This window comes from Ensifer canadensis, assembly GCF_017488845.2.
Lineage (GTDB): Bacteria > Pseudomonadota > Alphaproteobacteria > Rhizobiales > Rhizobiaceae > Ensifer > Ensifer canadensis.
The window spans coordinates 2,327,900-2,354,021 of the sequence record NZ_CP083370.1 but is presented as its reverse complement, the minus strand read 5'-3'; the positions used below and the strand labels follow the sequence as shown (position 1 = coordinate 2,354,021).

Annotated in this window: 24 protein-coding genes and 1 riboswitch; of the genes, 17 read left to right on the top strand and 7 right to left on the bottom strand. The window is 63.0% G+C overall.

The window, feature by feature from the left end; translation table 11 throughout:
- The first annotated feature begins 1 nt into the window (after position 1).
- From J3R84_RS11460 to J3R84_RS11395, 14 genes are all read left to right on the top strand, one after another.
- Positions 2-859, top strand: a complete 858-nt coding sequence (locus J3R84_RS11460; RefSeq protein ID WP_025427789.1) for a carbohydrate ABC transporter permease — start codon at positions 2-4, stop codon at positions 857-859.
- A gap of 3 nt (positions 860-862) precedes the next feature.
- On the top strand, positions 863-1,981 hold the full coding sequence (locus tag J3R84_RS11455) for an ABC transporter ATP-binding protein (RefSeq protein WP_057211104.1): 1,119 nt from the start codon (positions 863-865) through the stop codon (positions 1,979-1,981).
- Positions 1,978-3,102 carry an ABC transporter ATP-binding protein gene (locus J3R84_RS11450; protein ID WP_025427787.1) on the top strand — a complete coding sequence of 375 codons (1,125 nt, stop codon included), beginning with the start codon at positions 1,978-1,980 and terminating at the stop codon, positions 3,100-3,102. The genes J3R84_RS11455 and J3R84_RS11450 overlap by 4 nt, the downstream gene beginning before the upstream one ends.
- Positions 3,102-4,679 (top strand): FGGY-family carbohydrate kinase, encoded by a 1,578-nt coding sequence (locus J3R84_RS11445; RefSeq protein ID WP_025427786.1) that lies wholly within the window; start codon positions 3,102-3,104, stop codon positions 4,677-4,679. Before J3R84_RS11450 ends, J3R84_RS11445 begins: the two co-directional genes overlap by 1 nt.
- Positions 4,676-5,713 carry a 2-hydroxyacid dehydrogenase gene (locus J3R84_RS11440; RefSeq protein ID WP_025427785.1) on the top strand — a complete coding sequence of 346 codons (1,038 nt, stop codon included), beginning with the start codon at positions 4,676-4,678 and terminating at the stop codon, positions 5,711-5,713. Before J3R84_RS11445 ends, J3R84_RS11440 begins: the two co-directional genes overlap by 4 nt.
- Positions 5,713-7,245, top strand: a complete 1,533-nt coding sequence (locus J3R84_RS11435; RefSeq protein ID WP_038576262.1) for a glycerol-3-phosphate dehydrogenase — start codon at positions 5,713-5,715, stop codon at positions 7,243-7,245. Before J3R84_RS11440 ends, J3R84_RS11435 begins: the two co-directional genes overlap by 1 nt.
- A 12-nt stretch (positions 7,246-7,257) precedes the next feature.
- Positions 7,258-8,310 (top strand): class II aldolase/adducin family protein, encoded by a 1,053-nt coding sequence (locus J3R84_RS11430; RefSeq protein WP_025427783.1) that lies wholly within the window; start codon positions 7,258-7,260, stop codon positions 8,308-8,310.
- On the top strand, positions 8,307-9,593 hold the full coding sequence (locus J3R84_RS11425; RefSeq protein WP_025427782.1) for an FGGY-family carbohydrate kinase: 1,287 nt from the start codon (positions 8,307-8,309) through the stop codon (positions 9,591-9,593). Before J3R84_RS11430 ends, J3R84_RS11425 begins: the two co-directional genes overlap by 4 nt.
- Positions 9,590-10,429: a TIGR01459 family HAD-type hydrolase gene (locus tag J3R84_RS11420; protein ID WP_025427781.1), complete on the top strand. Its 840-nt coding sequence runs from the start codon at positions 9,590-9,592 to the stop codon at positions 10,427-10,429. Before J3R84_RS11425 ends, J3R84_RS11420 begins: the two co-directional genes overlap by 4 nt.
- 14 nt (positions 10,430-10,443) lie before the next feature.
- On the top strand, positions 10,444-11,382 hold the full coding sequence (locus J3R84_RS11415) for a sugar phosphate isomerase/epimerase family protein (protein ID WP_025427780.1): 939 nt from the start codon (positions 10,444-10,446) through the stop codon (positions 11,380-11,382).
- 104 nt (positions 11,383-11,486) lie between these two features.
- The gene (locus tag J3R84_RS11410) at positions 11,487-12,272 is read left to right on the top strand and encodes a DeoR/GlpR family DNA-binding transcription regulator (RefSeq protein WP_025427779.1); all 786 of its coding nucleotides are present in this window, start codon (positions 11,487-11,489) and stop codon (positions 12,270-12,272) included.
- Positions 12,269-13,036 carry a triose-phosphate isomerase gene (locus J3R84_RS11405; RefSeq protein ID WP_025427778.1) on the top strand — a complete coding sequence of 256 codons (768 nt, stop codon included), beginning with the start codon at positions 12,269-12,271 and terminating at the stop codon, positions 13,034-13,036. The genes J3R84_RS11410 and J3R84_RS11405 overlap by 4 nt, the downstream gene beginning before the upstream one ends.
- 42 nt (positions 13,037-13,078) lie before the next feature.
- A complete protein-coding gene (gene derI / locus J3R84_RS11400) occupies positions 13,079-13,516 on the top strand; it encodes a D-erythrulose-4-phosphate isomerase (protein ID WP_025427777.1) in 438 nt (145 codons plus the stop codon).
- A 357-nt stretch (positions 13,517-13,873) separates the two neighbouring features.
- Positions 13,874-15,151 carry a low temperature requirement protein A gene (locus tag J3R84_RS11395; RefSeq protein WP_025427776.1) on the top strand — a complete coding sequence of 426 codons (1,278 nt, stop codon included), beginning with the start codon at positions 13,874-13,876 and terminating at the stop codon, positions 15,149-15,151.
- Positions 15,152-15,391: 240 nt separating this feature from the next.
- Here the strand turns inward: J3R84_RS11395 and J3R84_RS11390 are convergent, their stop codons facing one another.
- From J3R84_RS11390 to J3R84_RS11360, 7 genes are all read right to left on the bottom strand, one after another.
- Positions 15,392-15,865 (bottom strand): 6,7-dimethyl-8-ribityllumazine synthase, encoded by a 474-nt coding sequence (locus tag J3R84_RS11390; RefSeq protein WP_025427775.1) that lies wholly within the window; start codon positions 15,863-15,865, stop codon positions 15,392-15,394.
- A gap of 91 nt (positions 15,866-15,956) precedes the next feature.
- Positions 15,957-16,106: riboswitch (FMN riboswitch) on the bottom strand.
- Between the two features lie 166 nt (positions 16,107-16,272).
- A complete protein-coding gene (locus J3R84_RS11385; RefSeq protein WP_025427774.1) occupies positions 16,273-16,626 on the bottom strand; it encodes a TfoX/Sxy family protein in 354 nt (117 codons plus the stop codon).
- Between the two features lie 194 nt (positions 16,627-16,820).
- On the bottom strand, positions 16,821-17,882 hold the full coding sequence (locus tag J3R84_RS11380) for an ABC transporter ATP-binding protein (protein ID WP_025427773.1): 1,062 nt from the start codon (positions 17,880-17,882) through the stop codon (positions 16,821-16,823).
- Positions 17,883-17,886: 4 nt separating this feature from the next.
- Positions 17,887-18,675, bottom strand: coding sequence for an ABC transporter permease (locus J3R84_RS11375; RefSeq protein ID WP_025427772.1), 789 nt, complete (start codon positions 18,673-18,675; stop codon positions 17,887-17,889).
- On the bottom strand, positions 18,672-19,547 hold the full coding sequence (locus tag J3R84_RS11370; protein WP_025427771.1) for an ABC transporter permease: 876 nt from the start codon (positions 19,545-19,547) through the stop codon (positions 18,672-18,674). The genes J3R84_RS11375 and J3R84_RS11370 overlap by 4 nt, the downstream gene beginning before the upstream one ends.
- A gap of 282 nt (positions 19,548-19,829) precedes the next feature.
- Positions 19,830-20,933, bottom strand: a complete 1,104-nt coding sequence (locus tag J3R84_RS11365; RefSeq protein ID WP_025427770.1) for an ABC transporter substrate-binding protein — start codon at positions 20,931-20,933, stop codon at positions 19,830-19,832.
- Positions 20,934-21,120: 187 nt separating this feature from the next.
- Positions 21,121-21,999 carry a MurR/RpiR family transcriptional regulator gene (locus J3R84_RS11360; RefSeq protein WP_025427769.1) on the bottom strand — a complete coding sequence of 293 codons (879 nt, stop codon included), beginning with the start codon at positions 21,997-21,999 and terminating at the stop codon, positions 21,121-21,123.
- A gap of 173 nt (positions 22,000-22,172) precedes the next feature.
- Between J3R84_RS11360 and J3R84_RS11355 the strand changes: the two genes are divergently transcribed.
- The 3 genes from J3R84_RS11355 to J3R84_RS11345 all read left to right on the top strand — a co-directional run bounded on the left by J3R84_RS11355 (position 22,173) and on the right by J3R84_RS11345 (position 26,065).
- Complete coding sequence (locus J3R84_RS11355) at positions 22,173-22,946, top strand: N-formylglutamate amidohydrolase (RefSeq protein ID WP_025427768.1); 774 nt, start codon at positions 22,173-22,175, stop codon at positions 22,944-22,946.
- Positions 22,947-23,057: 111 nt separating this feature from the next.
- On the top strand, positions 23,058-24,605 hold the full coding sequence (locus tag J3R84_RS11350) for an amino acid permease (protein WP_025427767.1): 1,548 nt from the start codon (positions 23,058-23,060) through the stop codon (positions 24,603-24,605).
- A gap of 95 nt (positions 24,606-24,700) precedes the next feature.
- Positions 24,701-26,065 carry a glutamine synthetase family protein gene (locus J3R84_RS11345; protein ID WP_025427766.1) on the top strand — a complete coding sequence of 455 codons (1,365 nt, stop codon included), beginning with the start codon at positions 24,701-24,703 and terminating at the stop codon, positions 26,063-26,065.
- The last annotated feature ends 57 nt before the right edge of the window (positions 26,066-26,122 follow it).

The window sequence follows — 26,122 nt, the reverse complement described above, 5'->3', positions numbered from 1 at the left end:
CATGGAAACCACGTCTCCCATCGAACGGGTCCTGCGCGCTGTCGCCCTGACGCTCGTCGTTGTCTTCTTCATGTTCCCGATCTTCTGGATCTTCCTGATGTCGTTCCAGACGAACGAGACGATCCTGACCATTCCGCCATCGATCGTGTTCTCGCCGACACTATCCAACTATGCGGCGCTGATCACCGGCAAGTTGCAGACGGCCGCCGGTACGCTCGACATCGCCTTCATGCGCAACCTCGGCAACTCGATCTTCCTGTCGGTCGCTTCCGTTGCGGTGGCGCTGGTGCTCGGCGTTCCCGCGGCCTACGCCTTTGCCCGGCACAAGTTCAGGGGTTCGGAAGACATCGCGTTCACGCTGCTGTCGTTCCGCTTCGCGCCACCGCTGCTGGTGCTGCTGCCGCTGACCCAATATTTCCAGTGGCTCGGCCTTTCCAACACCTATTTCGGCCTGATCTGGGTCTACCAGCTGATCTGCCTGCCACTGATCCTGTGGATCGTGCGTGGTTACTTCGAGGATATCTCGGCCGACGTCGAATATGCCTACCGCATCGCCGGCCATTCCTGGTTTGCGACCTTCCGCAAGATCGCCCTGCCGCTCGCCGGTCCCGGTATCGCTGCCGCCGGCCTGCTCGCCTTCATCTTCGCCTGGAACAATTTCGTCTTCGCGCTGGTGCTGGCCTCCGCCGACAAGCAGCCGGTGACCGTGGGCGCACTTGCCTTCGTCACATCCTCAGGCATCCAATACGGGCAGATAGCCTCGGCCATCGTTCTCTCGGTCACGCCGACGCTCGCGCTCGCACTCTACGCCCAGCGTTACCTCGTCGAAGGTTTGTCGCTTGGCGCGGTGAAAGGGTAAGACATGACGACGCTTCACCTAAAAAACATCGTCAAGCGCTACAAGAGCCAGACGGTTCTCGACGACCTGTCGCTCGATGTCGCCAATGGCGAACGCCTGGTGCTCTTCGGCCCGTCCGGCGCCGGCAAGACGGTGCTGCTGCGCCTTGTCGCCGGCGTCATCGAGCCCGACGAGGGCAGGGTGCTGATCGGCGGCGAGGACATGACCGATGTCGATGCCGAACACCGCGGTGTCGGCATGGCCTTCCAGAACTTCGCGCTCTTTCCCCACATGAGCGCCTTCGACAATATCGCCAGCCCGCTGACGGCGACGCGGTCGTCGAAGGATGCGATCACCGCGGGCGTGCAAAAGGTCGCCAAGCTCCTGAAGATCGACCATGTACTGAGCCATCACCCGAAGGCGCTTTCCAACGGCCAGAAGCAACGCACGGCATTGGCCCGCGCGCTGGTCGGCTCGCCGCCGCTGCTTTTGCTCGACGACCCGTTGCGCAATGTCGACGCGAAACTCCGCTTCGAGATGCGGCTGGAACTGCCGCGCCTTTTGGCAGCAGAAGGTGCTACCGTCGTCTACGTGACCCAGGACTACAAGGAAGCGATGGCGCTCGGCGACCGGATCGCGGTGATGTCGCAGGGGCGCATCCGCCAGATCGGTACGCCGCAGGAAATCTACAACGCACCCGCCGACATCGAGATCGCGCGGCTCTTCGGCGATCCGACGATCAATCTTTTGGACGTGGCGCCGCAGAAGAGCGGTGACGGTGTCTTCGTCGAACTCTCCAACGTCCGGGTGCGGCTTGCCGATTATGACGGCGATGTCTCGGGCAAACCTTGTGTTCTCGGTCTGCGCCCGGAAAGCATCGTCTTTGTCCAAGCATCGGCGCCGGGCGCCATCCCGGTGACGGTGGAGGCGGAAACGCCGCTCAACGAGAAGACCGTGACGCTGGCGATGACCGCGCGCGGCCGTGAAATCCTCGTGTCGCGTCCGGCCGGAACGCCTGGACCGGTGGCAGGACCGGCCCATATCGCCGTCAACGGTGCCCACGCCTTCCTCTTCGACAAGGCGAGCGGCCGGCTTCTGCCGCGCGCCGACATCGCATCCAAGCGCAATGGAGAAGCGGCATGAACGACACCGCTCTTTTGATCAGGGACGTCGATAAGTTCTATGGTCCGGTCGATTACGGCGTCCACGCCGTCAAGAAGCTCAACATGGACGTCCGGAAGGGCGAGATCATCGCGCTGCTTGGCTCGTCCGGCTGCGGCAAGACCTCGACGCTGCGCATGATCGCCGGTTTCGAGGCGGTGTCGCGCGGCACGATCTCGCTTGGCGGACGCGAAGTCCAGACGTCTGCGCCGGTGCGCCGCAACGTCGCCATGGCGTTTGAGGGCTATTCGCTCTATCCGCCGCTGACGGTGCGCGAGAACATCGCCTTTGCGCTCAAGGCGTCCAAGCTGTCGCAGAGCGTCGTCGACGAGAAGGTGGCTGGTATCGCCAAGCTGCTCGAGATCGAGGATATTCTCGGGCGTTATCCGAGCTCGATCTCCGGCGGCCAGCAGCAGCGCGCCTCGCTGGGGCGGGCGCTGATCCGTGATGCCAACCTGCACCTGCTCGACGAGCCGATGGGCCAGCTCGAGCCGCAGCTGCGCGCCGTGCTGCGCGGCCGCATCAAGCACTACATCAAGGAACGCGGACTGACGGCGATCCTCGTCACCCACGACCAGACAGAAGCCAATGCCCTTGCCGATCGCATCGCGGTGATGGAAGGCGGCGTGCTGCAGCAGTTCGATACGCCGCAGAAGATCAAGGAGCGTCCGGCGAACCTCTTCACCGGCACCTTCGTCGGTGAGCCGCCGATGAACGTGTTCGAGGCGAGTGTCACCGGTTCGGACGCCAAGGTCGCCTTCGGCCTCAGGGACGGCGTGCGGCTGGAATATCCGGCGTCGGATTTCTCCCATGCCGTGCGCGACGCGCTGATGAAGCGGCAGAAGGTGGTGCTCGGGATCCGGCCATATGCGGTGCGCCGCAGCGCCGACGGAGTTTCCGGACGTGTGGCGGTCAACCAATGGCTCGGTGACCAGACGCATATCGCGGCAGACTTTGCCGGCGGCACCATGGTGCTGGTCGAGCATGACCGCACCGAACTTGCCGTCGGCCAGCCGATCGGCATCCACCTCGATCCGTCGAGCCTGCATGTGTTCGACGGTGACAGCGGCAAGGCGATCAGCCACGGCGTGGAGCTTGCCTGATGCGCGACATCCTCATCGGCATCGATGCGGGAACGTCGGTCATCAAGTCGGTGGCCTTCGACCTTGGTGGGCGGCAGCTTGCCATGGCATCGGTGCCGAACACGTACGAGGCGGTCGGCAGGACCGGCAGCGTGCAGGACCTCAATCGCACCTGGACCGACACGGTCACCACCTTGACCGAGCTTTCGGCCAGGGTCGAGAACCTCGCTGGCCGTGTTGCGGCGATCGCGGTGACCGGGCAGGGCGACGGCACCTGGATGATCGACAGAGCGGGCGATCCCATCGGTAAAGGCTGGCTCTGGCTCGACGCGCGTGCTGGCGACACGGTGGAGCGCCTACGTGGCGACAGCGGCGATGTCGAGCGTTTCGCCAGCACCGGCTCCGGGCTTGCCGCGTGCCAGCAAGGCGCGCAGCTGCGCTGGATGAGCGACAACGCGCCGGAAATGCTGTCCGGTGTTGCAACCACGTTTCACTGCAAGGACTGGCTCTACTTCAAGCTGACGCAAATGCGTGCCACGGATCCCTCCGAAGCCAACTTCACCTTCGGCAACTTCCGCACCCGCAGCTACAACGACGACGTCATCCGTTTTCTCGGCCTTCAGAAGCTCAAGCATTTCCTGCCAGAGATCGTCGACGGGGCAACGTCGCACCACCTGCTTTCGTCGGAGGCAGCCGGCGCCACCGGTCTTCCCACGGGCACACCGGTGGTGCTCGGCTATGTCGATGTCGTCTGCACGGCACTTGGCGCCGGGCTCTACGATCCAGGCACCGACACCGGCTGCTCGATCATCGGCTCGACCGGCATGCACATGCGCCTTGCCACGAGCGCCGACGACGTGCGGCTCAACCGTGATCTCACCGGCTACACCATGTGCATGCCGATCACGGACACCTATGCGCAGATGCAGTCGAACATGGCGGCAACGCTCAACATCGACTGGATCCTGTCGGTCGCCGGCGGCCTCTTGAAAGGCATGGGCGTCGAAAAGACCAAGGGCGAGCTTCTGTCCCATGTCGACGGCTGGTTGGCGGAGGCCAAGGATACGTCGCTCCTGTTCCAGCCCTATATTTCGGATGCGGGCGAGCGCGGGCCCTTCGTCGACGCTTCGGCGCGCGCTTCCTTCGTCGGGCTTTCGATCACCCACGGCTTCGGCGACATGGTGAAGGCGGTGTTCGACGGGCTCGCCATGGCCGCGCGCGATTGCTACGCCGAGATGGGGCCGCTTCCGGGCCGCATCCGGCTGACCGGCGGTGCCGCACGTAGCGCCTCGCTTCGGCGCATTCTTGGTGGTGCGCTCGGGGCCAGTGTCCAGACCAGCGAGCGCGAGGAGGCGGGGGCGGCAGGAGCAGCCATGATCGCGGCCGTCTCCCTCGGTATCTACCCCTCGATGGCAGAATGCGTGCGTGACTGGGTGTCGCCGCATCAGCGCGCTGCCGAGCCCGCCGACGCGGCGCTTGCGCGCCGTTACGACGGCCTCTTCCCCTCCTACCAGCAGTCGCGCATCGCGCTTCGACCCGTGTGGCACGCACTTTCCCAGGATGCTGCCTCGGGATCACAACAGGAAGAACTGAAATGAAAAAGATAGCCATCATCGGCGACCGGTTCATGCTGCCGGACGTGTTTCGCGACAAGATCGTCGAAGCAAGCGGCGACGGCCATGAGATCCGCACCCTCGAGCTGCCCTGGCCGGATGTGCCGATGGAGCATGGTTACGCCGTCGAAGGCATGGACGGTCTCAAGGAATATCTGGGGAAGGCGGACGATATCGTCGAATTCATCGGCGACGCGGAAATCCTGGTGACGCAGCTTGCGCCGCTCTCGCGCGGCATGCTGACGTCGCTTCCCGGGCTGAAGCTCGTTGCCGTCTCGCGTGGCGGGCCCGTCAATATCGACATGTCGGCGGCACGCGACGCCGGTATCAGCGTCGTCAATACGCCCGGCCGCAATGCCAGCGCCGTTGCCGAGTTCACGCTCGGCGCCATCCTCGCCGAGACGCGGTTGATCCGCACCGGCCACGAGGCGCTACGCAAGGGCGAGTGGCGCGGCGACCTCTACCGCGCCGACCGCACCGGCCGTGAGCTTTCGGAAATGACCGTCGGCGTCATCGGCTACGGCAACATCGGCACCAAGGTGGTGCGGCTGCTGCGGGCCTTCGGCACAAAGGTTCTGGTGCATGACCCCTATGTGCAGCTGAGCGCCGACGATCTCAACGCCGGCGTCGAGCATGTGGCGCTCGACGACCTCCTGTCGCGCTCCGACCTTGTGACGCTGCACCCGCGCGTCACCGAGGAAACCCGGAACATGATGAATGCCGAGACCTTCGCGAACATGAAACCCGGTGCAATCTTCGTCAACACGGCGCGCGGGCCGCTCTGCGACTACCACGCGCTCTATGAGAACCTTGTGAGCGGCCACCTGTCGGCGGCCATGCTCGAGACCTTCTCTGTCGAACCGGTGCCGGAGGACTGGCCACTGCTCCAGCTTCCGAACGTGACACTGACGCCGCATATCGCCGGCGCTTCTGTTCGCACCGTCACCTACGCCGCCGAGATGGCTGCCGAAGAGGTGCGCCGCTACATCGCCGGCCTGCCGCCGGTCAATCCGTGCTGATGACGGGAGGCAAGAACGTGGGTTCCGAGACCGGAATATATGATCTTTTTGTCGTCGGCGGCGGCGTCAACGGTGCGGGGATCGCGCGCGATGCGGCCGGGCGAGGGCTCTCGGTCCTCTTGTGCGAGAAGGACGATCTGGCGCAAGGCACAAGCTCGCGCTCGGGCAAGCTGGTGCATGGCGGGCTGCGCTATCTCGAATATTACGAGTTCCGGCTGGTGCGCGAGGCGTTGATCGAGCGCGAGGTGCTGCTCTCATCCGCGCCGCACATCATCTGGCCGATGCGGTTCGTGCTGCCGCACAATCCGGCCGACAGGCCCGCCTGGCTCGTGCGGCTCGGACTGTTCCTCTACGACCACCTCGGCGGCCGCAAGCGTCTGCCAGGCACCCGCAGCCTTGATCTCAGCACTGCGCCTGAGGGTGCGCCGATCAAGCGGGACTATCGCAAGGCCTTCGAATATTCCGACTGTTGGGTCGATGACGCCCGGCTCGTTGTGCTCAATGCACTCGATGCGCAGAAGAAGGGCGCGCGCGTCTTGACCCGAACCGCCTGCAGCGCCATTCGTCGCGTCGACGGCCTCTGGCAGGTGGAGATGACGGATCTGCGCACCGGCGTGAAATCCGAGGTCAAGGCGCGCTGCGTGGTCAATACAGCGGGGCCATGGGTCAACGATGTCATCGGCCGGATCGCCGGGCTCAATTCCAGCCGCAGTGTGCGACTGGTCAAGGGCAGCCATATCGTCGTGCCGAAATTCTGGGAGGGGCGGCAGGCCTATCTGGTGCAGAACCCGGACAAGCGGGTGATCTTCATCAACCCCTACCAGAACGACCTGGCGCTGATCGGCACGACGGATATCCCCTATGAGGGGCGGCCCGAGGACGTATCCGCCGATGGCAACGAGATCGCCTATCTCTTGAAATCGGTGAACCGCTACTTCAAGCAGCAACTGACCGAAGACGATATCGTCCACTCCTTCTCCGGCGTGCGTCCGCTCTATGACGACAATGCCGAAAACCCGTCGGCGGTGACGCGCGACTATATCTTCGAGGTCGATGCGGCCAACGGCCAGGCGCCGCTTCTCTCCGTCTTCGGCGGCAAGATCACCACCTTCCGCAAGCTGTCGGAACATGCGCTCGAGCGGCTGAAACCGTTCTTCCCTGAGATGGGTGCGGCCTGGACCGCCAAGGCGCATTTGCCGGGTGGCGACATGGCCAATGCCGATTTCGAGCAGTTTCTTGGGGATCTCAAGGCGCGCTATCGCTGGCTGACGGCCGACCTCGCCAAGCATTACGCGCGGCTCTACGGCACGCGCACGCACGATCTGATCGGCAATGCCAAATCGCTCGAAGACCTCGGCGCTGTCTTCAGCCCGCTGTTTCGCGAGCGCGAGGCGCGCTTCCTGATCGACAACGAATGGGCGTCGACGGCTGAAGACCTACTGGAACGGCGGACGAAACACGGCCTGCACATGACACAGGCCGAGAGGCTGGCTTTCGCCGGCTGGCTGGAACGCCAGCAAGTGGCGGCCTGAAGGAGAGTGGGAATGCGCAGTCTGGAATTGGAGGCCTTGCTTGATATCTCGGCGCGGGTCGGCGCCGACCCGCTGCTGGTGCAGGGGGCGGGCGGAAACACGTCGATCAAGGAGGTCGGCACGCTCTGGATCAAGGCCTCCGGCCTCTGGCTTGCCCATGCGCGCCAGCGCGACGTCATGGTGCCGGTGGCGCTCGACCCATTGCTCGAAGCGTTGGATCGCATGGATCCCGCGGCCGAGAAAGCCCAGGACTTCGTCATCTCCGAAATGAACCCTTCCGGCCTCAGGCCGTCGATCGAGACGACGGTACATGCGCTGATGCCGCAGAAGGTGGTGATCCATGTCCATTGCGTCGAAACCATCGCGACCGCCGTGCAGACGATCGGTGCGGCCATCGCTGCCGAACGCCTGACGGGTATCCCGCATGTCTTCGTACCCTATGCGCGGCCGGGGCTGCCGCTTGCCAAGGCGATCGCCGAGCGGCTGCAGGAGAAGACGTCGGTGCTGATCCTCGGCAATCACGGCCTTGCAGTTGCCGCCGAGACCGTCGCCGATGCGGCAATCCTTCTGACCGAGGTCTCCCGCCGGTTGACGACGCAGCGACGGGCGGCGCCATCAGCCGATCTCGCGGCACTGTCCCGCCTTGCGGTCGACAGTGGCTATTGCCTGCCCGACGACGCACGACTGCATGCGGTCGCAACCGACCTCGAAAGCTGCCGGATTGCTGCCGGCGGCAGCCTCTATCCCGACCATGTCATCTTCCTCGGCAAGGGGTCCGTCATCGCCGCGCCGGGCGAAACCGCCGTTTCGATCGAGACCGCCAGGAATGAACGTGGCGAAACCCTGCCGCCGCTTCTGCTGTTTCCCGGCAAGGGGGTACTGGTCGAGAAGACCATTTCCGCAGGCGCGCTCGCCATGGCGCGCTGCCTTGCCGACGTGACGGCCCGCATTCCCGCAAATGGGCGTCTTCGCTATCTGAGCGATGCCGAGAACGCCGAACTGCTCGGCTGGGACGCGGAGAAATATCGCCAGAAGCTCAACCGGGCAGGGCAGGCGCTGCAATGAGTGGAGATCAGAACGCCCTTGTTGTCGGCATCGATATCGGCACGTCGGGCGCGCGCTCCGTGGCGATGGTGCCTGACGGCACGATCGTCGCCTCTGGTGCGGCCAAGCTCGCCGCTTTTTCCGATGACCACCGCGATCCGGTCGGCTGGTGGAAGGCGGTGCGGGCGGCGCTTGGCGAGGTGCTCGAGGCGGTCGATCGTCGACGGATCCGCGCCATCAGCATCGACGGAACCTCGGGCACGATGCTGCCCGTTTCCGCCGACGGTGCGCCGCTTGCCACGCCGATGATGTACAACGATCCGGTTTCCGACCGGACGATGCTGGACGCAATTGCCGCCCATGCACCGAAGGAAAGTGCCGCCCACGGGGCAACCTCCGGTCTTGCCAAGGTGCTGCTGTTCCAATCGGTGCCGGATGTCTTCCGTGTCATCCATCAGGCCGATTGGCTCGCCGGGCATTTTACCGGGCTCTACGACGTTTCCGACGAGAACAATGCCTTGAAGACCGGCTACGATCCGGTGGCGCGGTGCTGGCCGGAGTGGATCTCACGAACTGGCGCGCGCATCGATCTCCTGCCGGAGGTGCTGCCGGCCGGTGCGCCGGTTGCGACGATATCGGCGGCCGCAGCCGAAGCCTTCGGCCTGACGCCGGATGTCATTTTAGTCGCCGGCACGACCGATGGCTGTGCCTCGTTTCTGGCGACCGGTGCCGATCGTCCGGGCGATGGCGTCAGCGCACTCGGCACGACGTTGACGGTGAAGGTGCTTTCCGACCGGGCGCTGTTTGCCCCGGAATATGGCCTCTACAGCCACCGGATCGGCGACATGTGGCTGGCGGGCGGCGCATCGAATACGGGAGGCGTTGTTCTGGCCGAGTATTTTTCCGCAGAGCGCATCGATGAGCTTTCCGCCCGCATCGATCCGGCTGTCGATAGCGGGCTCGACTATTACCCGCTGACGAAGCCCGGCGAGCGCTTCCCCATCGCCGATCCGAATCTTGAGCCACGCCTGACGCCGCGACCCGAGGATGACGCGATGTTTCTGAAGGCAATCTTCGAAGGCATCGCCGGTATCGAAAGCCTTGCTTATCACAGGCTGACATCGTTCGGCGGACCCAAGCTCGGTTCCATACGCACCGTCGGTGGCGGTGCAAGAAATGCGGCGTGGTCGGCAATCCGCGCGCGCAAGCTCGGCGTGCCGTTCCTGACGGTACGTTCGGAAGAGGCCGCAGCCGGCACGGCGCGGCTGGCGCTTGCCGGTGCAAGACAGGCAGGTGTGTTATGAGTACTGTCATCTCAGGCCTCGGCGATATCGCCGATCGTTATGACGCCTTTCTGATCGACCAGTTCGGCGTGCTGCGCGACGGCCGCAGGCCCTATCCTGGTGCTGCCGAAACGCTGGTGCGGCTGAAGAATCAGGGCAAGCGCATCATCATTCTCTCGAATTCCGGCAAGCGCTCGGCGGAAAACGACCGCCGTCTCGTCGATCTCGGCTTCGTCGCCGGCAGCTGGGACTGGTTCCTGACCTCGGGCGAAGTGGCGTGGCAGATCCTGAAAAAGGAAGGCGGGCAGGCAAGCGGGCCTCCGAAAAAGTGCCTGCTGGTCAGCCGCGACGGCGATCTGTCGCCGCTCACCGGGCTCGACCTCGAGCGCACCGAAGATGGCGCGGATGCGGACTTCGTGCTTCTGGCTGCGAGCGAAGGCGATGTCCTGCCGCTGTCGCACTATGAGGCGCTGCTGGCGCCTGCGGCACGGCGCGGCGTGCCGTGCCTCTGCACCAACCCCGACAAGGTGATGCTGACCAAGAGCGGAATGGCTTTCGGGGCTGGGCGGATTGCGGAGCTTTACGAGGAACTCGGCGGCACGGTGCGCTGGATCGGAAAACCATTCGCCGACATCTACGATTTTGCCCTCGACTTTCTCGGTCATCCCGATCCGTCGCGCGTCTGCGCAATCGGCGACAGCATCGAACACGATATCGCCGGGGCGGCAAGTGCCGGCCTTGAGTCGGCGCTGGTGACCACCGGGATACTGGAGCATGCCTCCGACAAGGAGCGGCAAAAACTCTTTGCCGAGCATGGCGCCACGCCCGATTTCATCCTCCCGAAATTTCTCTGGTAGTCAGGAGTACGGTCTTGGCTTTCACGCTGTCGCTCAACACCAATCCGCTGGTCAATCGTTTTGCCGAGCCTGATGATCTGATCGAGACAATCGGGGAGCAGATCCGCATCGGCTACGTGCAGCTGACGCATGAGTTCGTCAATCCGGGCTGGCCGGCGGCAACGATCTCCAAGACCATCCGTCAGTTCAGGGCAGCGCTTAGCCGCACCGGCGTCAGGATCACCTCGGGCATGACCGGGCCCTATGGCAGGCTCAACCACTTCGGCCACCCCGACCCGGATGTGCGACGCTACTATGTCGACTGGTTCAAGACCTTTGCCGATATCTCCGCCGAGCTTGGCGCATCCGGCATGGGCACGCAGTTTGCGATCTTCACGCTGAGGGACTATGACGACCCGGCCCGGCGCGAGGAGATGATGAAGATCGCCATCGACTGCTGGCGCGACGTGGCGGAACACGGCAAGGCGGCCGGTCTTTCCTATGTGTTCTGGGAGCCGATGTCGGTCGGGCGCGAGTTCGGCCACACGATCGCCGAGTGCCGCTCGCTCGACCGGCGGCTCGCCGAGGCGGAGTTGCCGCTCCCAATGAAGATGATGGTCGATATCGACCATGGCGACGTCACCTCCGACGACCCCGATGACATCGACCCCTATGCCTGGGCGGGCGCATTTCCCGAGCGCTCGCCGATCATCCACATCAAGCAGTCGTCGATGAACAAGGGCGGGCACTGGCCGTTTACCGCTGCCTACAACCGGGATGGCCGCATCACGCCGGAGAAGCTGATCGATGCGGTCAAGGCCGGCGGCGGCACCGACAACGAGATCTGCCTGGAGCTGTCCTTCCGCGAGCGGGAACCGACCGACCACAACGTTGTGGAGATGATCCGCGAATCCGTGGAGTTCTGGGAGCCCTACATCGATACCGGGTTCAACCGATCATCAAAATCACACTGAAATATCACAAAGTATCATTAGCTAGATTGAAATATAACATAAAGGTGTTATCTTCTCAGGTGTGATGTCGCGCTCTCGCGGCATCGGGATCGAGGCGGATGACGATGAAGCCGGAAGACAGGCGACAGGCGATCATGGATGTTTTGATGGAGGCCGGCACGGCGTCCGTCGAGGATCTGTCACTCCGTTTCGGCGTCAGCAAGATGACGGTGCATCGCGACCTCGACGATCTCGAACAGGCTGGCCTGTTGCGCAAGGTGCATGGCGGCGCTTCGATCCAGTCGAGCCCGCAGTTCGAAAGCGATTTCCGCTACCGCGAGAAGATTGCCGCCGCCGAGAAGAACCGCATTGCCGAATATGCGGCGAGCCTGATCGAGCCGGGGCAGAGCATCCTCATCGACGACAGTTCGACGGCCGGCGCGATTGCCGGCTGCATCAGGGACATCAGGCCGCTGACCGTCATCACCAACAACCTCGGCGTCATCACCGGTCTGTCCGGTGCGCCCGGCATCAACGTCATCGCGCTCGGCGGCCAGTACAGCAAGAAGTTCAACGGCTTTTTCGGCATCGTCACCGAAGAGGCGCTGCGCTCGCTGCGCGTCGATATCGCCTTCCTCTCCAGCTCCGCAGTCGCGGGAACGGCAGCCTTCCACCAGGACCAGGAGGTCGTGCAGGCCAAGCGGCTGATGGTGAAGTCGGCGGCGCGCAAATATCTCATGGTCGATCACGACAAGTTCGGGCGTTCCGCCCTGCATTTCCTGACAGGGCTCGACGCCTTCGATGCGGTGCTGACCGGCGCCGAGGTGGCGGATGAGCATGCCGCGACGCTCCGCGAGGCCGGAATCCCCCTGGTGACGGTCGACAATCGAAAAGCATCGGAGAAAGCATGAACAAGCCGCAGCTCTGGGTGGGCACAAGCTGGAAGATGAACAAGACGCTGGCGGAGGCCATGGTCTTTGCCGAGAGGCTGGCCGCAGCGGACGGAGCGCGCGACGAGCGCATCCAGCGTTTCGTCATTCCACCCTTTACCGCCGTCAGACAGGTCAAGGAACGGCTCGTGCAAACGGGCGTCAAGGTCGGTGCGCAGAACATGCATTGGGACGACGCCGGCGCCTGGACCGGCGAGGTTTCGCCGGTGATGCTGAGGGACTGCAACCTCGATGTGGTCGAGCTTGGCCATAGCGAACGGCGCGAGCACTTCGGCGAGACCGACCGTACCGTGGGCCTGAAGACGGCAGCGGCGGTGCGCCACGGCCTGGTGCCGCTGATCTGCATTGGCGAGACGCTCGCCGAGCGCGAGGCGGGCGAGGCGGATGCCGTCCTGAAGCGGCAGGTTGAAGGCGCGCTGGAACTGCTGGAAGGCGACGCGCGCAAGGCGACGATCCTGCTCGCCTACGAGCCGGTCTGGGCCATCGGCGTCAACGGCATTCCGGCAACATCAGACTATGCCGACGAGCGCCATAAGCGGATCGCCGACGTGGCGCAAGGCGCGCTCGGCGTGCGCGTTCCCGTCCTCTACGGCGGCAGCGTCAATCCCGGCAATTGCGAAGAACTGATCACCCAGGGGCACATCGACGGCCTGTTCATCGGCCGCTCCGCCTGGGACGTCAATGGCTATCTCGACATTCTGCAGCGCGTCTCGAAGGCGATCTGAGCCCTCGTACCCCGCAGATCAACAAGACGGAAAGGAACAATCATGAAGATCGCAATCGGAGCAGACAGCGCCGGCAAGCCCTTGCTCGACGTCATCGCCGCCCATCTCAAGGGCAAGGCCGACCTCGAAGTCAGCGACCTCAGCCAGTCCGGTTTCTACGCCGACCTGTCGCAGAAGCTGGCGCAGACCATCGTCGATGGCGACAACGAGCGCGGCATCCTGTTCTGCGGCACCGGTATCGGCGTCTGCATCTCGGCCAACAAGGTGCCGGGCATCCGCGCCGCGCTGACCCACGACACCTATTCCGCTGAGCGGGCGGCAAAGTCGAACAACGCACAGATCATCACCATGGGCGCGCGCGTCATCGGGCCGGAGCTGGCGAAGTCGATCGTTGATACCTGGCTCGCCTCCGAATTCGACGCGAACGGCCCGTCGGCCGGCAATGTCGACGCGATCGATCGTCTCGACGCGGCGAAGTAAGCGAGCCAACTGCTAGAGCGTTTCCGGTTTAAACGGAGCCACAGACCCGCTCTATCTCTTTGTTTTTACGCATTTCCTGGCGGAAAGCCGATTCGCACTTTTCCTGGAAATGCTCTAATACCGCAATGCACGTTGATCCTCCCTCGCGCATCGCGGCGAGACGCCCGGCAGAGATGCCGGGCGTCTTTTCCTGATTTGCCACTGCCTAATTCGTTTCAGCGTCGTTTGCGCGTCATGTTTGAGGCGCGGCGCTGTCGGGTGTTTTGGCAGACCGCCGGGGCACTGCCGGCTTGACGAAGCTTCTGTAAATATTTGAACATGCTTGCATATCGTCACGTCAGCGAGGAATGCCGCCCCATGCCCGACGCCCCAACGACACCGCCGCATGCCGGAAGCCACCGCCTGGCGCGCATGAGCGGCCGCGACACGCACGAACACCACCGCACAGCCACGACGCTCGAGCTTCTGTTCGACCTGACCTTCGTCATCGCCTTCAGCCTTGCGGCATCGCAGCTTGCGCATCTGATGGCCGAAGGACATTTCAAGGCGGGGCTGATCGGCTTCTTCTTCGCCAGCTTCGCCATCTGCTGGGCCTGGATCAATTTCACCTGGTTTGCTTCCGCCTATGACACCGACGACTGGGTGTTCCGGTGCGTGACCATGGTGCAGATGGTCGGCGTGCTGATCCTGGCGATCGGCCTTCCCGCCATGTTCCGCTCGGTCGACGAGGGTGCCCATCTCGACAATGGCGTGATGGTGCTCGGATACGTCGTCATGCGGGTGGCGATGATCTTCCAGTGGCTGCGCGCCGCCGGCCAAGATCCGGCACGACGGCAGGCCTGCATGACCTATGTGGTAGCGATCACGGTTGCGCAACTCGGCTGGGTCGTGCAGATCTTCGTCGACTTCTCGATCGTTGTCACCTTCGCCATGGTCGTGGCGCTCACCGTCATCGAGATGCTCGGGCCCTATATCGCCGAGACGCGGCATGGCGGCACGCCCTGGCATGCCCACCATATTGCGGAACGCTACGGCCTTCTGGCAATCATCGCGCTCGGAGAAGGCGTCGTCGGCACGGTCGCCTCGATCACGGCGGTGGTGGATGGGGAGGGCTGGAACCTCGACGTGGCGCTCGTCTGCCTTGCGGGCACCGGGCTTACCTTCGGCATGTGGTGGATCTATTTCCTGTTGCCGAGTGCCGAGGTCCTGCACGTGCACCGCAGACGCTCCTTCGTCTGGGGCTATGGTCACATGTTCATTTTCGCCGCGATCGTTGCGACCGGTGCGGGCCTGCATGTCGCCGCCTATTACATCGAGCACAAGGCGCATATCGGGTCGCTTGCGACCGTGTTGACGGTGGCGGTCCCGGTCGCGGCCTATATCGCTCTGGTCTACGGCATGTATGCCTATCTGCTGCGGCAGTCGGAACCGCTTCATGCCTGGCTGCTCGCCGGCACGATGCTGCTGCTTGCGGCGTCGATCGCGGCCGCGATGGCGGGCGTCGACATGGCGATCTGCCTGATCATTCTGATGTTTGCGCCGTTCGTGACCGTCGTCGGTTTCGAGGCGGTCGGTCATCGCCACCGGATGGCGGCGCTGGAACGGTGCCTTGATGAGGCAGAGCCGGTGCATTGAACGCCGGGAATTGGCTATTCGAAACAGCGGTTTGCCGGCTGTTGCTGGCGGCTTGATTCAGGTGGTTCAGAGGTTGATTCAAGCAGGCGCCGCGAAGCGGCTCGATGGTTGCGCATCGGAGCGCTGAGCGAGCCTTGCCCCTCACCCTAGCCTTCTCCCCGCAGGCGGGGAGAAGGTGGCCGGCAGGCCGGATGAGGGGTGGCGGCCGGATACGGCGCGGGCTTGCGGCCCGCCAGCAGATCAGGCGTTGAGCAGCGCCAGCTTGGCGCGGGCGTCGAGGATCTGGGCGCAGGCATTGGCGGCTTCTTCGCCCTTGGCGACGAAGTGTTCGCGGAAGAAGGCGATCAGCGGCGCGCTTTCCTGGAAATTGTGCGGCGTCAGCACGGCCGACAGCACCGGCACGTCGGTATCGAGCTGGACGCGCATCATACCGTCGAGCACCGTGCCAGCGACGAAGTCATGGCGGTAGATGCCGCCATCGACGACGAAGGCGGTGCCGAGGATCGCGGCGTAACGGCCGGTCCTGGCAAGCTTCTGCGCGTGCAGCGGGATTTCCAGCGCGCCTGGCACGTCGAAGATCTCGACGTCGGCGGCACTGCCGCCGAACTTCGTCCATTGGGCGACGAAGGCATCGACACAGCGGTCGACGATGTCGGCGTGCCAGCGGGCACGGACAATCGCAATCTTGGCGGTGGGGTGGGAAAGAATAGTCATGGTCTCAAGCCTTCCAGGGTTTGGCGTTTCCAATTTTCCCGTCGGGCGAACATGCACGCGCGCGAAACCCCGGTGTGGGGTCCACGTTCCTGCTTGCTCTCTTCCATCCGGACTGTGACCGTCGGCTCCGGAATCTGACCGGATCTGCTGACCTCCGAAGTAGACCTCCGAAGCGCTCGCGGGCTTCGATCTTTCGATCGCTACCGCCGGTGGGGAGTTTCACCCCGCCCTGAGAACAAGAGCGACTATATAGATCGGCCGTGCCTGGTCAAACGCATGACGCGACGAAAATCCGGGAAATCGCGACAGATTTTTTCCGTGCCGTATCGCTCCCGGACAAATCTGTTCCCGTCGGGAGCCGCCGTAGTCTGACCTCGGCCGCGTGCCGCGTCGCCGCCACGAGACATTTATCTGCGGACGCGACGCGGGGCTTCGTCTTCGGCGGCGATCGCGCGTGCGGACCAATGGAGCAGCGCCTGCCTGTCATCAAGGCAAGTGACCGGTGCTTCGTAGTAGCGGTGCACGACCACCGGTTTGCCGCCCTTGTTGTAGGTGAACGGCTGACATCCTTCGCTGAGAAGCGCATCTCTCAGGGGCTGATCAACCCTGAAATAGAGGCGATCCTTGATGCTGATGGCGAACTGGCGATCAGCGACAAGATAGGCCCAACCGCCGAAGAAGCGGCCTATGTCAACGGGACCGATATCCGCGAGTTCTTCGTGGATATGGGTGACGAACGCACTCGGCTGCGCTTTAGTCATGGCGGCCGCCGGTGCAAAATGCGCTGTTTTTCATTCGACGGTTCAGGCAATCTCTCCACGGCATGGGCAAGGCAGCTACTGCATGTTTCCTTAAATCCTATTCGATTTAGGGATAAAAACATGCAGCACTTCAAAGCGCTACAGCGACCTTTGCGCGTAACAAGACTCACGCGCTGTAGGGGGACGCTGGAGATCTACTCGCGGATGACGAGCAGGTCCTTGGCGGCAAAGCGGAGCGTGACGTTCGAGCCGAAGGCCGGCGGCGTCAGGCCGGGGTCGTTGAACATGTCGAAGGAGATGACGTCGCCGCCGATGCGCAGCTTGGTGCGGATGACCGAGCCGAGGAAGCTGGTCGAAACCACCTCGCCGGTCAGCGCGGTGTCGCCCCTGGCGCTGTCGGCGATCGAGCCTGCCTCCGGGCGCAGCGCCAGCGAAATGTTGTCGCCACCCTTCATGCCGGCGATCGGCTCCTTCAGCGACACCTGCTGGTTGCCGATGGTGACAGCACCGGCGGCCGGGTCGGCGACCTTGGCTTCGATGATGTTGAGCGTGCCGACGAAGGAGGCGACGAATCGGGTCGCAGGGGTGTTGTAGATCTCGAACGGCGTGCCGATCTGGTCGGCTCGCCCGGAATTCATGACGACGATGCGGTCGGAGATCGACAGGGCTTCTTCCTGGTCATGGGTGACGAAGACAGTGGTGATGCCGAGCTGCTGCTGGATCTGGCGGATTTCCTCGCGCAGCGACACGCGGATCTTGGCGTCGAGCGCCGACAGCGGCTCGTCGAGCAGCAGCACCTGCGGCTTGACGGCGAGGGCGCGCGCGAGCGCCACGCGCTGCTGCTGGCCGCCGGAAAGCTGGTAGGGGAAGCGGTCGGCCAGGTGCTCGAGCTTGATCAGGCTCAGCATCTGCTTGACGCGTGTATCGATCTCCGACTTCTGCGCCCCGGCGACTTTCAGGCCGAAGGCGACGTTGTCGTTGACGTTCATGTTGGGAAACAGCGCATAGGCCTGGAACACCATGCCGATGTTGCGCTGGTTGGGCTTCAGCGTTCCCTGGTCCTTGCTGTCGATGGTGATCGTGCCGCCCGACGGCGTCTCGAAGCCGGCGATCATGCGCAGGATCGTCGTCTTGCCGCAGCCTGACGGGCCTAGGAACGAAACGAACTCGCCCTTGTCGATGACCATGTTGAAGTTGTGCACGACCTGAACCGGGCCGAAGGACTTCTGGATATTGTTCAGTGTCAGGAATGCCATGTGATCAAGCCTTGGCCGGAGCGGATTTCTGGATGCGGGAAACGAGCTGGATCAGACCCATGCTGAGCCAGGTGATGGCGAATGCGATGACCGCGAGCGCCGAAGGCTCATAGGCCTTGTTGGCGCCGACGAGCTGCAGGTACGGACCGAAGGCCGGGCGGTTGAGCAGCGCGGCCATGGTGAATTCGCCCATGACGATCGCAAAGGTGATGAAGGCGCCGGAGAGCACGCCACTCATGACGTTGGGGAAGATGCAGCGAAACAGGATCGTCGGCCATTTGGCGCCGAGGCTTTCGGCGGCTTCCGTCAGCGTGCGGACGTCGATCGCCCGCATCGCGGTATCGACCGCCCGGTACATGTAGGGCAGGGACAGCGTCATGTAGGAGAACATCAACAGCGCATTGGTGCCGGAGATCGAGCCGGTCAGCGGGATCCACGACGAGGAGTTGTAGAGGCGCAGATAGCCGAAGACGATGACGATCGCCGGGATGACCAGCGGCAGAAGGGTGATGAATTCGATGATCGGGCGCACCTGCGGCAGGCGAAGGCGGACCCAATAGGCGGTCGGCACCACCAGCAGCATGCCGAAGACGATGGTCAACACGGCCATCATCATCGAATAGCCGAAGGTCTCGCGGAACTGCAGGTCGGAGAAGACCGAGCGATAGGCGTCGAACGAGTATTCGCCGCGGCGCATGCGCAGCGAGAATTCCAGCGTGCCCAGCAGCGGGATGATGAAGTAGCTTGCACCGATGGCGATGGCGATCCAGGCGCCGAGACGTTGTGCTTTCATTTCTGCCACCGTTCGGCGCGCATACGCAGCCAGATATAGAGAACGTTCGAGATGCCGGTGATGACGATCATGCCGAGCGCCAGCGCATAGCCGAGGTTCGGATTGTGCAGCACGTCGCCGCGGATCTGCGCATAGAGCAGGATCGGCACGATGTTGAGCGAGGACCCGGTCAAGGCATAGGCCGTGGCGATCGCGCCGAAGGCGTTGGCAAACAGCAGGAGCGTGGTGCCGAGCAGGCTCGGCCACAGGATCGGCAGCGCCACCATGCGCCAGTACTGCCAGGTCGAGGCGCCAAGGATTTCAGAGGCTTCGCGCCATTCTTTCTTCAGACCATCGAGCGCCGGCGTCAGGATCAGCACCATCAGCGGGATCTGGAAATACATGTAGGTGATGGTCAATCCGAAAAACGACAGCAGGTTGAAGCCGGTCGAATAGAGATTGAAGCCGAACCATTCGCGCAGGAAGACGGTGACGAGGCCGGTGCGCCCGAGGGTCGCGAGGAAGGCGAAGGCGAGCGGCACGCCGGCGAAGTTCGAGGCGACGCCCGAAAAGGTCAGGAGGCCCGAGCGGATCCAGGTCGGCACGCCGCCGAGCACGATTGCCCAGGCGAGGAAGAAGCCGATCAGCGCGCCGCCGATCGAGGACGCGATCGAGATCCGGATCGAGATCCAGTAGGCGCTGAGGATCGAGGGCGTGAACAGATCGCCGATGTTCTTGAAGGTAAAGCTGCCATCGGGCGTCAGGAACGCGCCGGTGACGAGATAAAGCGTCGGGATGATCAGGAACAGCAGCGCGAAAAGCATGAAGGGGGCAATGCCGAGCCAGTCGATGACGGCTCGCTTGCTGATCAAGGTCGGTGAAGCGGTGCTCATATAGGCTTTCTGTCCCGAGGCTTGCAGTGACCTTTGCGCGTCCGCATGAACGCACAAAGATCGCCTTAGCGCTTTGATTTGCTGCAAAATTCCTTAGATCGATACCGAGCTAAGGAATTGTGCACGAGATTAAACCATGTCGCGCAAAAGCGTGTTGCGGTTTGCGACAACGACATGCGCAAAAACAAGACCTTAAAGCGCAGCAAGCGAATCCTGGTGATCGTGACGCGCTTTAGGGAAACCTCCCCGCGCCGAGGCGCGGAGAGGCGGAAGTCATGGATATTACTGCACGTTTGCGCCGACGACGCTATCCCACTTGGTGGTAATCGCTTCCTTGCCCTTGGCCTGCTCTTCGAGCGTCGGGAAGACAGCCTTTTCGTAGGCTGCTGCCGGCGGCAGCTTGTCGAGCAGTTCCTGCGGGATCTTGCCGTTCTTGGCGAGGTCGTTGAAGCGGATCGGGTGGCAATAGCCCTTCAGCCAGCCGAGCTGACCTTCGTCGGAATAAAGATACTCCATCCACAGCTTTGCCGCGTTCGGGTGCGGCGCGTAGGCCGAGATCGCCTGGACGTAGACGCCGGCGACGACGCCCGAAGCCGGAACGACGACTTCAACCGGCGGGTTGCCGTTGAGGCTGTCGCGCCAGGAAAGGCCGTTGTAGTCCCAGGCGATCACGACCGGGGTCGAGCCCTGCGCGAGCGAGGCGGACTTGCCGATAACCGGAACGAAGTTGCCGGCCTTGTTGACTTCGGCGAAGAAGCCGAGGCCCGTTTCACCAGCCTTGACGGCATCGGTTTCGCCAGCGGCGAGGCCGGCGGCGTAGACGGCCTGAACCGCCTGGTTGGAGGCGCGCGGGTCGCCGGCCATGGCGACCGAGTTGGCGTAGTCCGACTTCTTCAGGTCGGCCCAGTCCTTCGGCACGTCCTTGACGATGTCGGTGTTCACCACGAAGGAGAGAACGCCGTAGTAGTCGCCGTACCAGTAACCTTCGGCGTCCTTGGCCGAATCCGGGATCGAATCCCAAGTGGAGACCTTGTAGGGCTGGATCAGGCCTTCGGCCTTGGCCGACGGACCGAAGGAGAGACCGACGTCGATGACGTCAGGCGCCTGCGGGCCGGTGTTGCCCTTGTTGGCCTTGATGGCTTCGATTTCGTCGCCCGAACCGGCATCCGGGTTCAGCTCGTTGACTTCCAGGCCATACTTGGCCTTGAAGCCTGCGATGACGTCGCCATAGCCGCACCAGTTGTGCGGAAGTGCGATGGTGGTCAGCGAGCCTTCCTTTTTGGCGGCGGCGATGAGCTCTTCGCTCGGCTCGGCAGCGGCGATGGCCGTCGTTGCCAGAAGCATGGCGGTGGAAAGCGAGAGCAGGCGTTGAGTCGTTGAAATCACTGGCGTTCTCCTTATGGGTTTTCAGTCAATTTCGGCGATGCTGTTAAAGAGATGCGATGAAACTTGTGTGACAGCGATCTGTCTGTTCGCGCCGCGCATGTCGTTGGAAGAACAATTCTTTTTTCGACACGGCGCCTTCACTGAAACACACGTGCATAAAATTCCGTGAACGTGCCGGCCACTCCTCCTAAACCGGTTTGCGAAAGATGCGGGTCGAATCGAACAATCCCTCTAGCGTCTTCATCCGGTCGCGGGTTGCGTCCCAGTTGGTGCTCTGGACGGCCTCGATCAGGGCCTCGACCAGAAACAGGATCACCACTGAACTGTCCCAGGCCGAGGGCACCTCGATCTGCGAGCGGAAGACCTTGGAGGCGGATTTTGCCACCGGCGAGCTCCAGCGATCGGTGAAGAGGACGATCTCGACGCCGCGTTCGCGCGCCGATTTCGCCAGCGTCTCCATTTCCTGCTCGTAACGGCGGATGTCGAAGAGAATCAGCACGTCGCCGTGGCGCATGTCGAGCACGTAGTGTGGCCATGCGCTGGCATTCGACGCGATTTCGGTGACACCAGGGCGGATCACCTGCAGATGGGTGAAGAGATAATCGGCAACGGCGCGGGTGATGCGGCCGCCAAGCAGATAGACGTTGCGCTTGCGGTCGGCGATAAGGGCGACCGCCTCGTCGAATTCGCGCGGCTCGATCTGCGCCAGCGTCTCGCGCATGTTGTTCATGGCGGCATCGGCAAAGCGATTGAGCGTGTGGGTGCCCGGCGCGCTTGCGGCCCAGCGGTCATGCTTGGTGATCGGGTTGGAAATCGTGGCTTCCAGCTCCTGGTGCAGCCGCGACTGGAAATCGGGAAAGCCTTTGAAACCAAGCTTTTGCACCATGCGGGCGACGGTCGGAGTCGATACGCCGGCGTTCTCGGCGACCGTGGTGATCGAACCGAGTCCCGATACGGGATAGTTGTCGAGAAGTGTCTCTGCCAACTGTCTTTCCGCGCGGGTCAGCGCGGCGAAGTGGGCGTTGATCACATCCGACACCGTCGTGGGTGTCGCCTTGCTAGTCATAGTCTCCCCTGAACTGGTCTAACGCCAGTTTGTGACAGATTAAACATCGCTGTCACAATTGGAGTCAATCGCAATTTTGAAGAGATCGTTTCAGATTTCGATTGACACTCGCTAATCTCTGAACAAATCTTTTCATTAACGAACGTCTAACGGGGCAAGAGGGGATGCCGGTGTTGACGCGACTTTTGACCGATACAGATGGCGATCCGGTTGCGATCGAGAACGCGGCCGGGAGAGGCGATATCGTTCTCGTTTGCGAACATGCGTCGCGCCGGGTGCCGGAGCGTCTCGGTTCGCTCGGCCTTTCGCCGCAGGCGCTCGAAAGCCACATTGCCTGGGACCCGGGCGCGCTCGCGGTTGCAGAGTTTCTGTCGCGCAAGCTCGACGCGGTCCTGATCTACCAGCGCTTTTCGCGCCTTGCCTATGATTGCAACCGCCCGCCGGAGGCCGACGGCGCCATGCCTGCCGTCAGCGAAGTCTATGAGGTTCCGGGCAACCGCGACATGGCGGAGGAGGAGCGCCGGGCACGGGTCGACGAGATCTACCTGCCGTTTCACGACGCCATCAGCCAGTTCGTGACCGAGCGCAAGGCCAAAGGCCGACCGCCGGTGGTCGTCACGATGCATTCGTTCACGCCCGTCTATTTCGGCAAGCCGCGTTCCGTCGAAGTGGGCATCCTGCATGATGCCGACAGCCGGCTCGCCGATCAGATGCTGACCTTCGCAACCAGGGGCAAGGTCGCCTACGATATCCGCCGCAACGAGCCTTACGGGCCGGCCGACGGCGTTACGCACAGTCTGATCGAATACGGCGTCCACAACGGGCTGCCGAATGTGATGATCGAGATCCGCAACGATCTCATTCGAAACGAGATCGGCCAGAGGGTCATGGCCGATTATCTGGAAGGGCTGCTCAGCAAAGGCGTGGCAGCGCTTTCAGCAAAATAAAGACCCTGGGGAGCGGCTTTGCCGCGGTCCTGTTCCGGCTTGCCGGGGCAGGTGGTGATGGGACCCTGCTGCAATGGGGCGGTCGGGTCTGAAGAAATCAGGGGAAGAAAAATGTCAGACTACAGTGATCTCGACAAAAAGCAGGACATGCAGGTCCTGCATTCGATGGGCTATGCCCAGGAGCTCGAGCGGCGAATGAGCCAGTTCTCGAACTTCGCGGTCTCATTCTCCATCATCTGCATTCTCTCCGGCGGCATCAACTCGCTGGCGCAGGCGACGTCGGGTGCGGGTGGGGCCGCAATCGGCATCGGCTGGCCGCTTGGCTGCTTCATTTCGCTCGTCTTTGCCGTCGCCATGGCGCAGATCAGCTCGGCCTATCCGACGGCCGGCGGCCTTTATCACTGGGGCTCGATCCTCGGCAACCGCTTCACCGGCTGGGTAACCGCCTGGTTCAACCTGCTCGGTCTCGTCACCGTTCTCGGCGCCATCAACGTCGGCACCTATTACTTCTTCATGGGCTCGTTCGGCACGCCGTATTTCGGTCTTGCGGATACGACGCTCACCCGCATCATCTTCCTTGCGGTCATCACGGGCGCTCAGGCGCTGGTAAACCACATGGGCATCGGGCTTACGGCCAAGCTCACCGACTTCTCGGGTTACCTGATCTTCGCAACGGCGATCCTGCTTGCGCTCGTGTGCCTTGCCGTCGCCGACAGCTACGACATCGCCCGCCTCTTCACCTTCTCCAACTATTCCGGCGAGACGGGTGGAAACGTATGGCCGGCGACCTCGGGCACCTGGGTGTTCCTGCTCGGCCTGTTGCTGCCGATCTACACGATCACCGGCTACGACGCCTCCGCGCACACCTCGGAAGAAACCGTAAAGGCGGCAGAATCCGTGCCGCGCGGCATGGTCTCGTCGGTGCTGTGGTCGGCGCTGTTCGGCTACATCATGCTTTGCTCCTTCGTGCTGATGCTGCCGAACATGGACGAAGCCGCCAAGCAGGGCTGGAACGTGTTCTTCTGGGCAATGGACGCGCAGGTTCACCCTGTGATCAAGGACGTGCTCTACCTCGCCATCCTCGTCAGCCAGTGGCTGTGCGGCCTGGCAACCGTCACGTCGGTCTCGCGCATGATCTTCGCCTTCTCGCGTGACGGCGGCCTGCCGGCGTCCAAGGCTCTGGCCAAGGTCAGCCCGAGCTACCGCACGCCGGTGGCTGCGATCTGGACCGGTTCGATCCTCTCCGTGCTCTTCGTCTGGGGCTCGTCGCTGGTCTCGATCGGCGAAACGCCGGTCTATACGATCGTCGTATCGTGCACCGTCATCTTCCTGTTCTTCTCCTTCGCGATCCCGATCACGCTCGGTCTGTTCGCCTGGGGTACGTCGAAGTGGGACAAGATGGGTCCGTGGAACCTGGGCGAGGGCATGTTCAAGCTCTTCGCGGTGCTCTCGATCATCGCCATGGTGCTGATCTTCGTTCTCGGCATCCAGCCGCCAAACGACTGGGCGCTCTACATCACCGTCGGCTTCTTGGCGCTGACTGCGATCATCTGGTTCGGCCTGGAAAACCGCCGGTTCCGCGGTCCGCCGATCGGCGATGAAGTGGCTCGCCGCCAGGCGGAAATCGCCGCTGCCGAAAAGGCGGTCGGCCAAGTCTAACCAATAATAAAATGGGCGGGAGCGCATCTGCAGCTTCCGCCTTTCTTTTTGCGGCCACGGGAACGGCCGCTTGCCGAAACATGGGATGAAATTTGATGAGCTATTCGTTCGAGCAATTGAAAGAGGATGTCGCCGCCGGCCGCATCGATACGGTTCTCGCCTGCCAAGTCGACATGCAGGGCCGGCTGATGGGCAAGCGCTTCCACGCGCAGTATTTCGTCGACAGCGCCTGGCAGGAAACGCATAGCTGCAACTACCTGCTGGCGACCGACATGGAGATGGAGACCGTCTCCGGCTACAAGGCGACGAGCTGGGAGAAGGGCTATGGCGACTACACGATGAAGCCGGACCTTTCGACGCTGCGGCGCATTCCGTGGCTCGAAGGCACCGCACTCGTGCTGTGCGACATGCTCGATCATCACACCCATGCCGAAGTGCCGCATTCACCGCGCGCCATCCTGAAGAAGCAGATCGCGCGGCTGGAGGCGATGGGCCTCAAGGCGTTCATGGCGAGCGAGCTCGAATTCTTCCTGTTCGATCAGACCTATGACGACGCGCGCCAGTCCGGCTATCGCGACCTGCAGCTGGTCAGCGGCTACAACGAGGACTACCACATCTTCCAGACCACCAAGGAAGAGGATGTAATGCGGGCGATCCGCAACGGCCTGCAGGGCGCGGATATCCCGGTCGAGAATTCCAAGGGCGAGGCGTCCGCCGGCCAGGAAGAGATCAACGTGCGCTATGCCGACGCGCTGACGATGGCCGACCGGCATGCGATCATCAAGAACGGCTGCAAGGAGATTGCCTGGTCGCGCGGCAAGGCGATCACCTTCCTCGCCAAGTGGAACTATTCGGCCGCGGGCTCCTCCTCGCATATCCACCAGTCGCTGTGGAGCCCTGACGGCAAGACGCCGAAATTCTTCGACAAGGACGGCAAATACGGCATGTCGGAGCAGATGCGCCAATATGTGGCCGGCCTGCTCAGCCACGCCAGCGAGATCACCTATTTCCTCGCGCCCTACATCAACTCCTACAAGCGCTTCATGGCCGGCACCTTCGCGCCGACCAAGGCGGTGTGGAGCAAGGACAACCGCACGGCCGGCTACCGCCTCTGCGGTGAAGACACCAAGGCGATCCGCATCGAGTGCCGCGTCGGCGGCTCCGATCTCAACCCTTATCTCGCCTTCGCGGCTTTGCTCGCGGCCGGCATTTCCGGTATCGAAGGCAAGATGGAACTGGAAGCGCCCTTCGTCGGCGATGCCTACGGCGGCAAGAACGTGCGCGAGATCCCGCGCACCCTGCGCGCCGCCACCGAGGCGCTGACGGGGTCCAAGATGCTGCGTGCCGCCTTCGGCGACGACGTCATCGACCACTATGTCCGCGCGGCCGAGTGGGAGCAGGAAGAATACGACCGTCGCGTCACCGACTGGGAAGTGGCGCGCGGCTTCGAGCGGGCCTGACAAGGCCGGAAACTTAGATCTCAGTGGCCGGTCCGGTACCAAGGGCCGGCTACGCCG

Bases quoted from the DNA above. Each gene is read 5' to 3' on its own strand.
- J3R84_RS11460 (WP_025427789.1), top strand. From the start codon at position 2: ATGGAAACCACGTCTCCCATCGAACGGGTCCTGCGCGCTGTCGCCCTG.
- J3R84_RS11455 (WP_057211104.1), top strand. From the start codon at position 863: ATGACGACGCTTCACCTAAAAAACATCGTCAAGCGCTACAAGAGCCAG.
- J3R84_RS11450 (WP_025427787.1), top strand. From the start codon at position 1,978: ATGAACGACACCGCTCTTTTGATCAGGGACGTCGATAAGTTCTATGGT.
- J3R84_RS11445 (WP_025427786.1), top strand. From the start codon at position 3,102: ATGCGCGACATCCTCATCGGCATCGATGCGGGAACGTCGGTCATCAAG.
- J3R84_RS11440 (WP_025427785.1), top strand. From the start codon at position 4,676: ATGAAAAAGATAGCCATCATCGGCGACCGGTTCATGCTGCCGGACGTG.
- J3R84_RS11435 (WP_038576262.1), top strand. From the start codon at position 5,713: ATGACGGGAGGCAAGAACGTGGGTTCCGAGACCGGAATATATGATCTT.
- J3R84_RS11430 (WP_025427783.1), top strand. From the start codon at position 7,258: ATGCGCAGTCTGGAATTGGAGGCCTTGCTTGATATCTCGGCGCGGGTC.
- J3R84_RS11425 (WP_025427782.1), top strand. From the start codon at position 8,307: ATGAGTGGAGATCAGAACGCCCTTGTTGTCGGCATCGATATCGGCACG.
- J3R84_RS11420 (WP_025427781.1), top strand. From the start codon at position 9,590: ATGAGTACTGTCATCTCAGGCCTCGGCGATATCGCCGATCGTTATGAC.
- J3R84_RS11410 (WP_025427779.1), top strand. From the start codon at position 11,487: ATGAAGCCGGAAGACAGGCGACAGGCGATCATGGATGTTTTGATGGAG.
- J3R84_RS11405 (WP_025427778.1), top strand. From the start codon at position 12,269: ATGAACAAGCCGCAGCTCTGGGTGGGCACAAGCTGGAAGATGAACAAG.
- derI (WP_025427777.1), top strand. From the start codon at position 13,079: ATGAAGATCGCAATCGGAGCAGACAGCGCCGGCAAGCCCTTGCTCGAC.
- J3R84_RS11395 (WP_025427776.1), top strand. From the start codon at position 13,874: ATGCCCGACGCCCCAACGACACCGCCGCATGCCGGAAGCCACCGCCTG.
- J3R84_RS11390 (WP_025427775.1), bottom strand. From the start codon at position 15,865: ATGACTATTCTTTCCCACCCCACCGCCAAGATTGCGATTGTCCGTGCC.
- J3R84_RS11385 (WP_025427774.1), bottom strand. From the start codon at position 16,626: ATGACTAAAGCGCAGCCGAGTGCGTTCGTCACCCATATCCACGAAGAA.
- J3R84_RS11380 (WP_025427773.1), bottom strand. From the start codon at position 17,882: ATGGCATTCCTGACACTGAACAATATCCAGAAGTCCTTCGGCCCGGTT.
- J3R84_RS11375 (WP_025427772.1), bottom strand. From the start codon at position 18,675: ATGAAAGCACAACGTCTCGGCGCCTGGATCGCCATCGCCATCGGTGCA.
- J3R84_RS11370 (WP_025427771.1), bottom strand. From the start codon at position 19,547: ATGAGCACCGCTTCACCGACCTTGATCAGCAAGCGAGCCGTCATCGAC.
- J3R84_RS11360 (WP_025427769.1), bottom strand. From the start codon at position 21,999: ATGACTAGCAAGGCGACACCCACGACGGTGTCGGATGTGATCAACGCC.
- J3R84_RS11350 (WP_025427767.1), top strand. From the start codon at position 23,058: ATGTCAGACTACAGTGATCTCGACAAAAAGCAGGACATGCAGGTCCTG.
- J3R84_RS11345 (WP_025427766.1), top strand. From the start codon at position 24,701: ATGAGCTATTCGTTCGAGCAATTGAAAGAGGATGTCGCCGCCGGCCGC.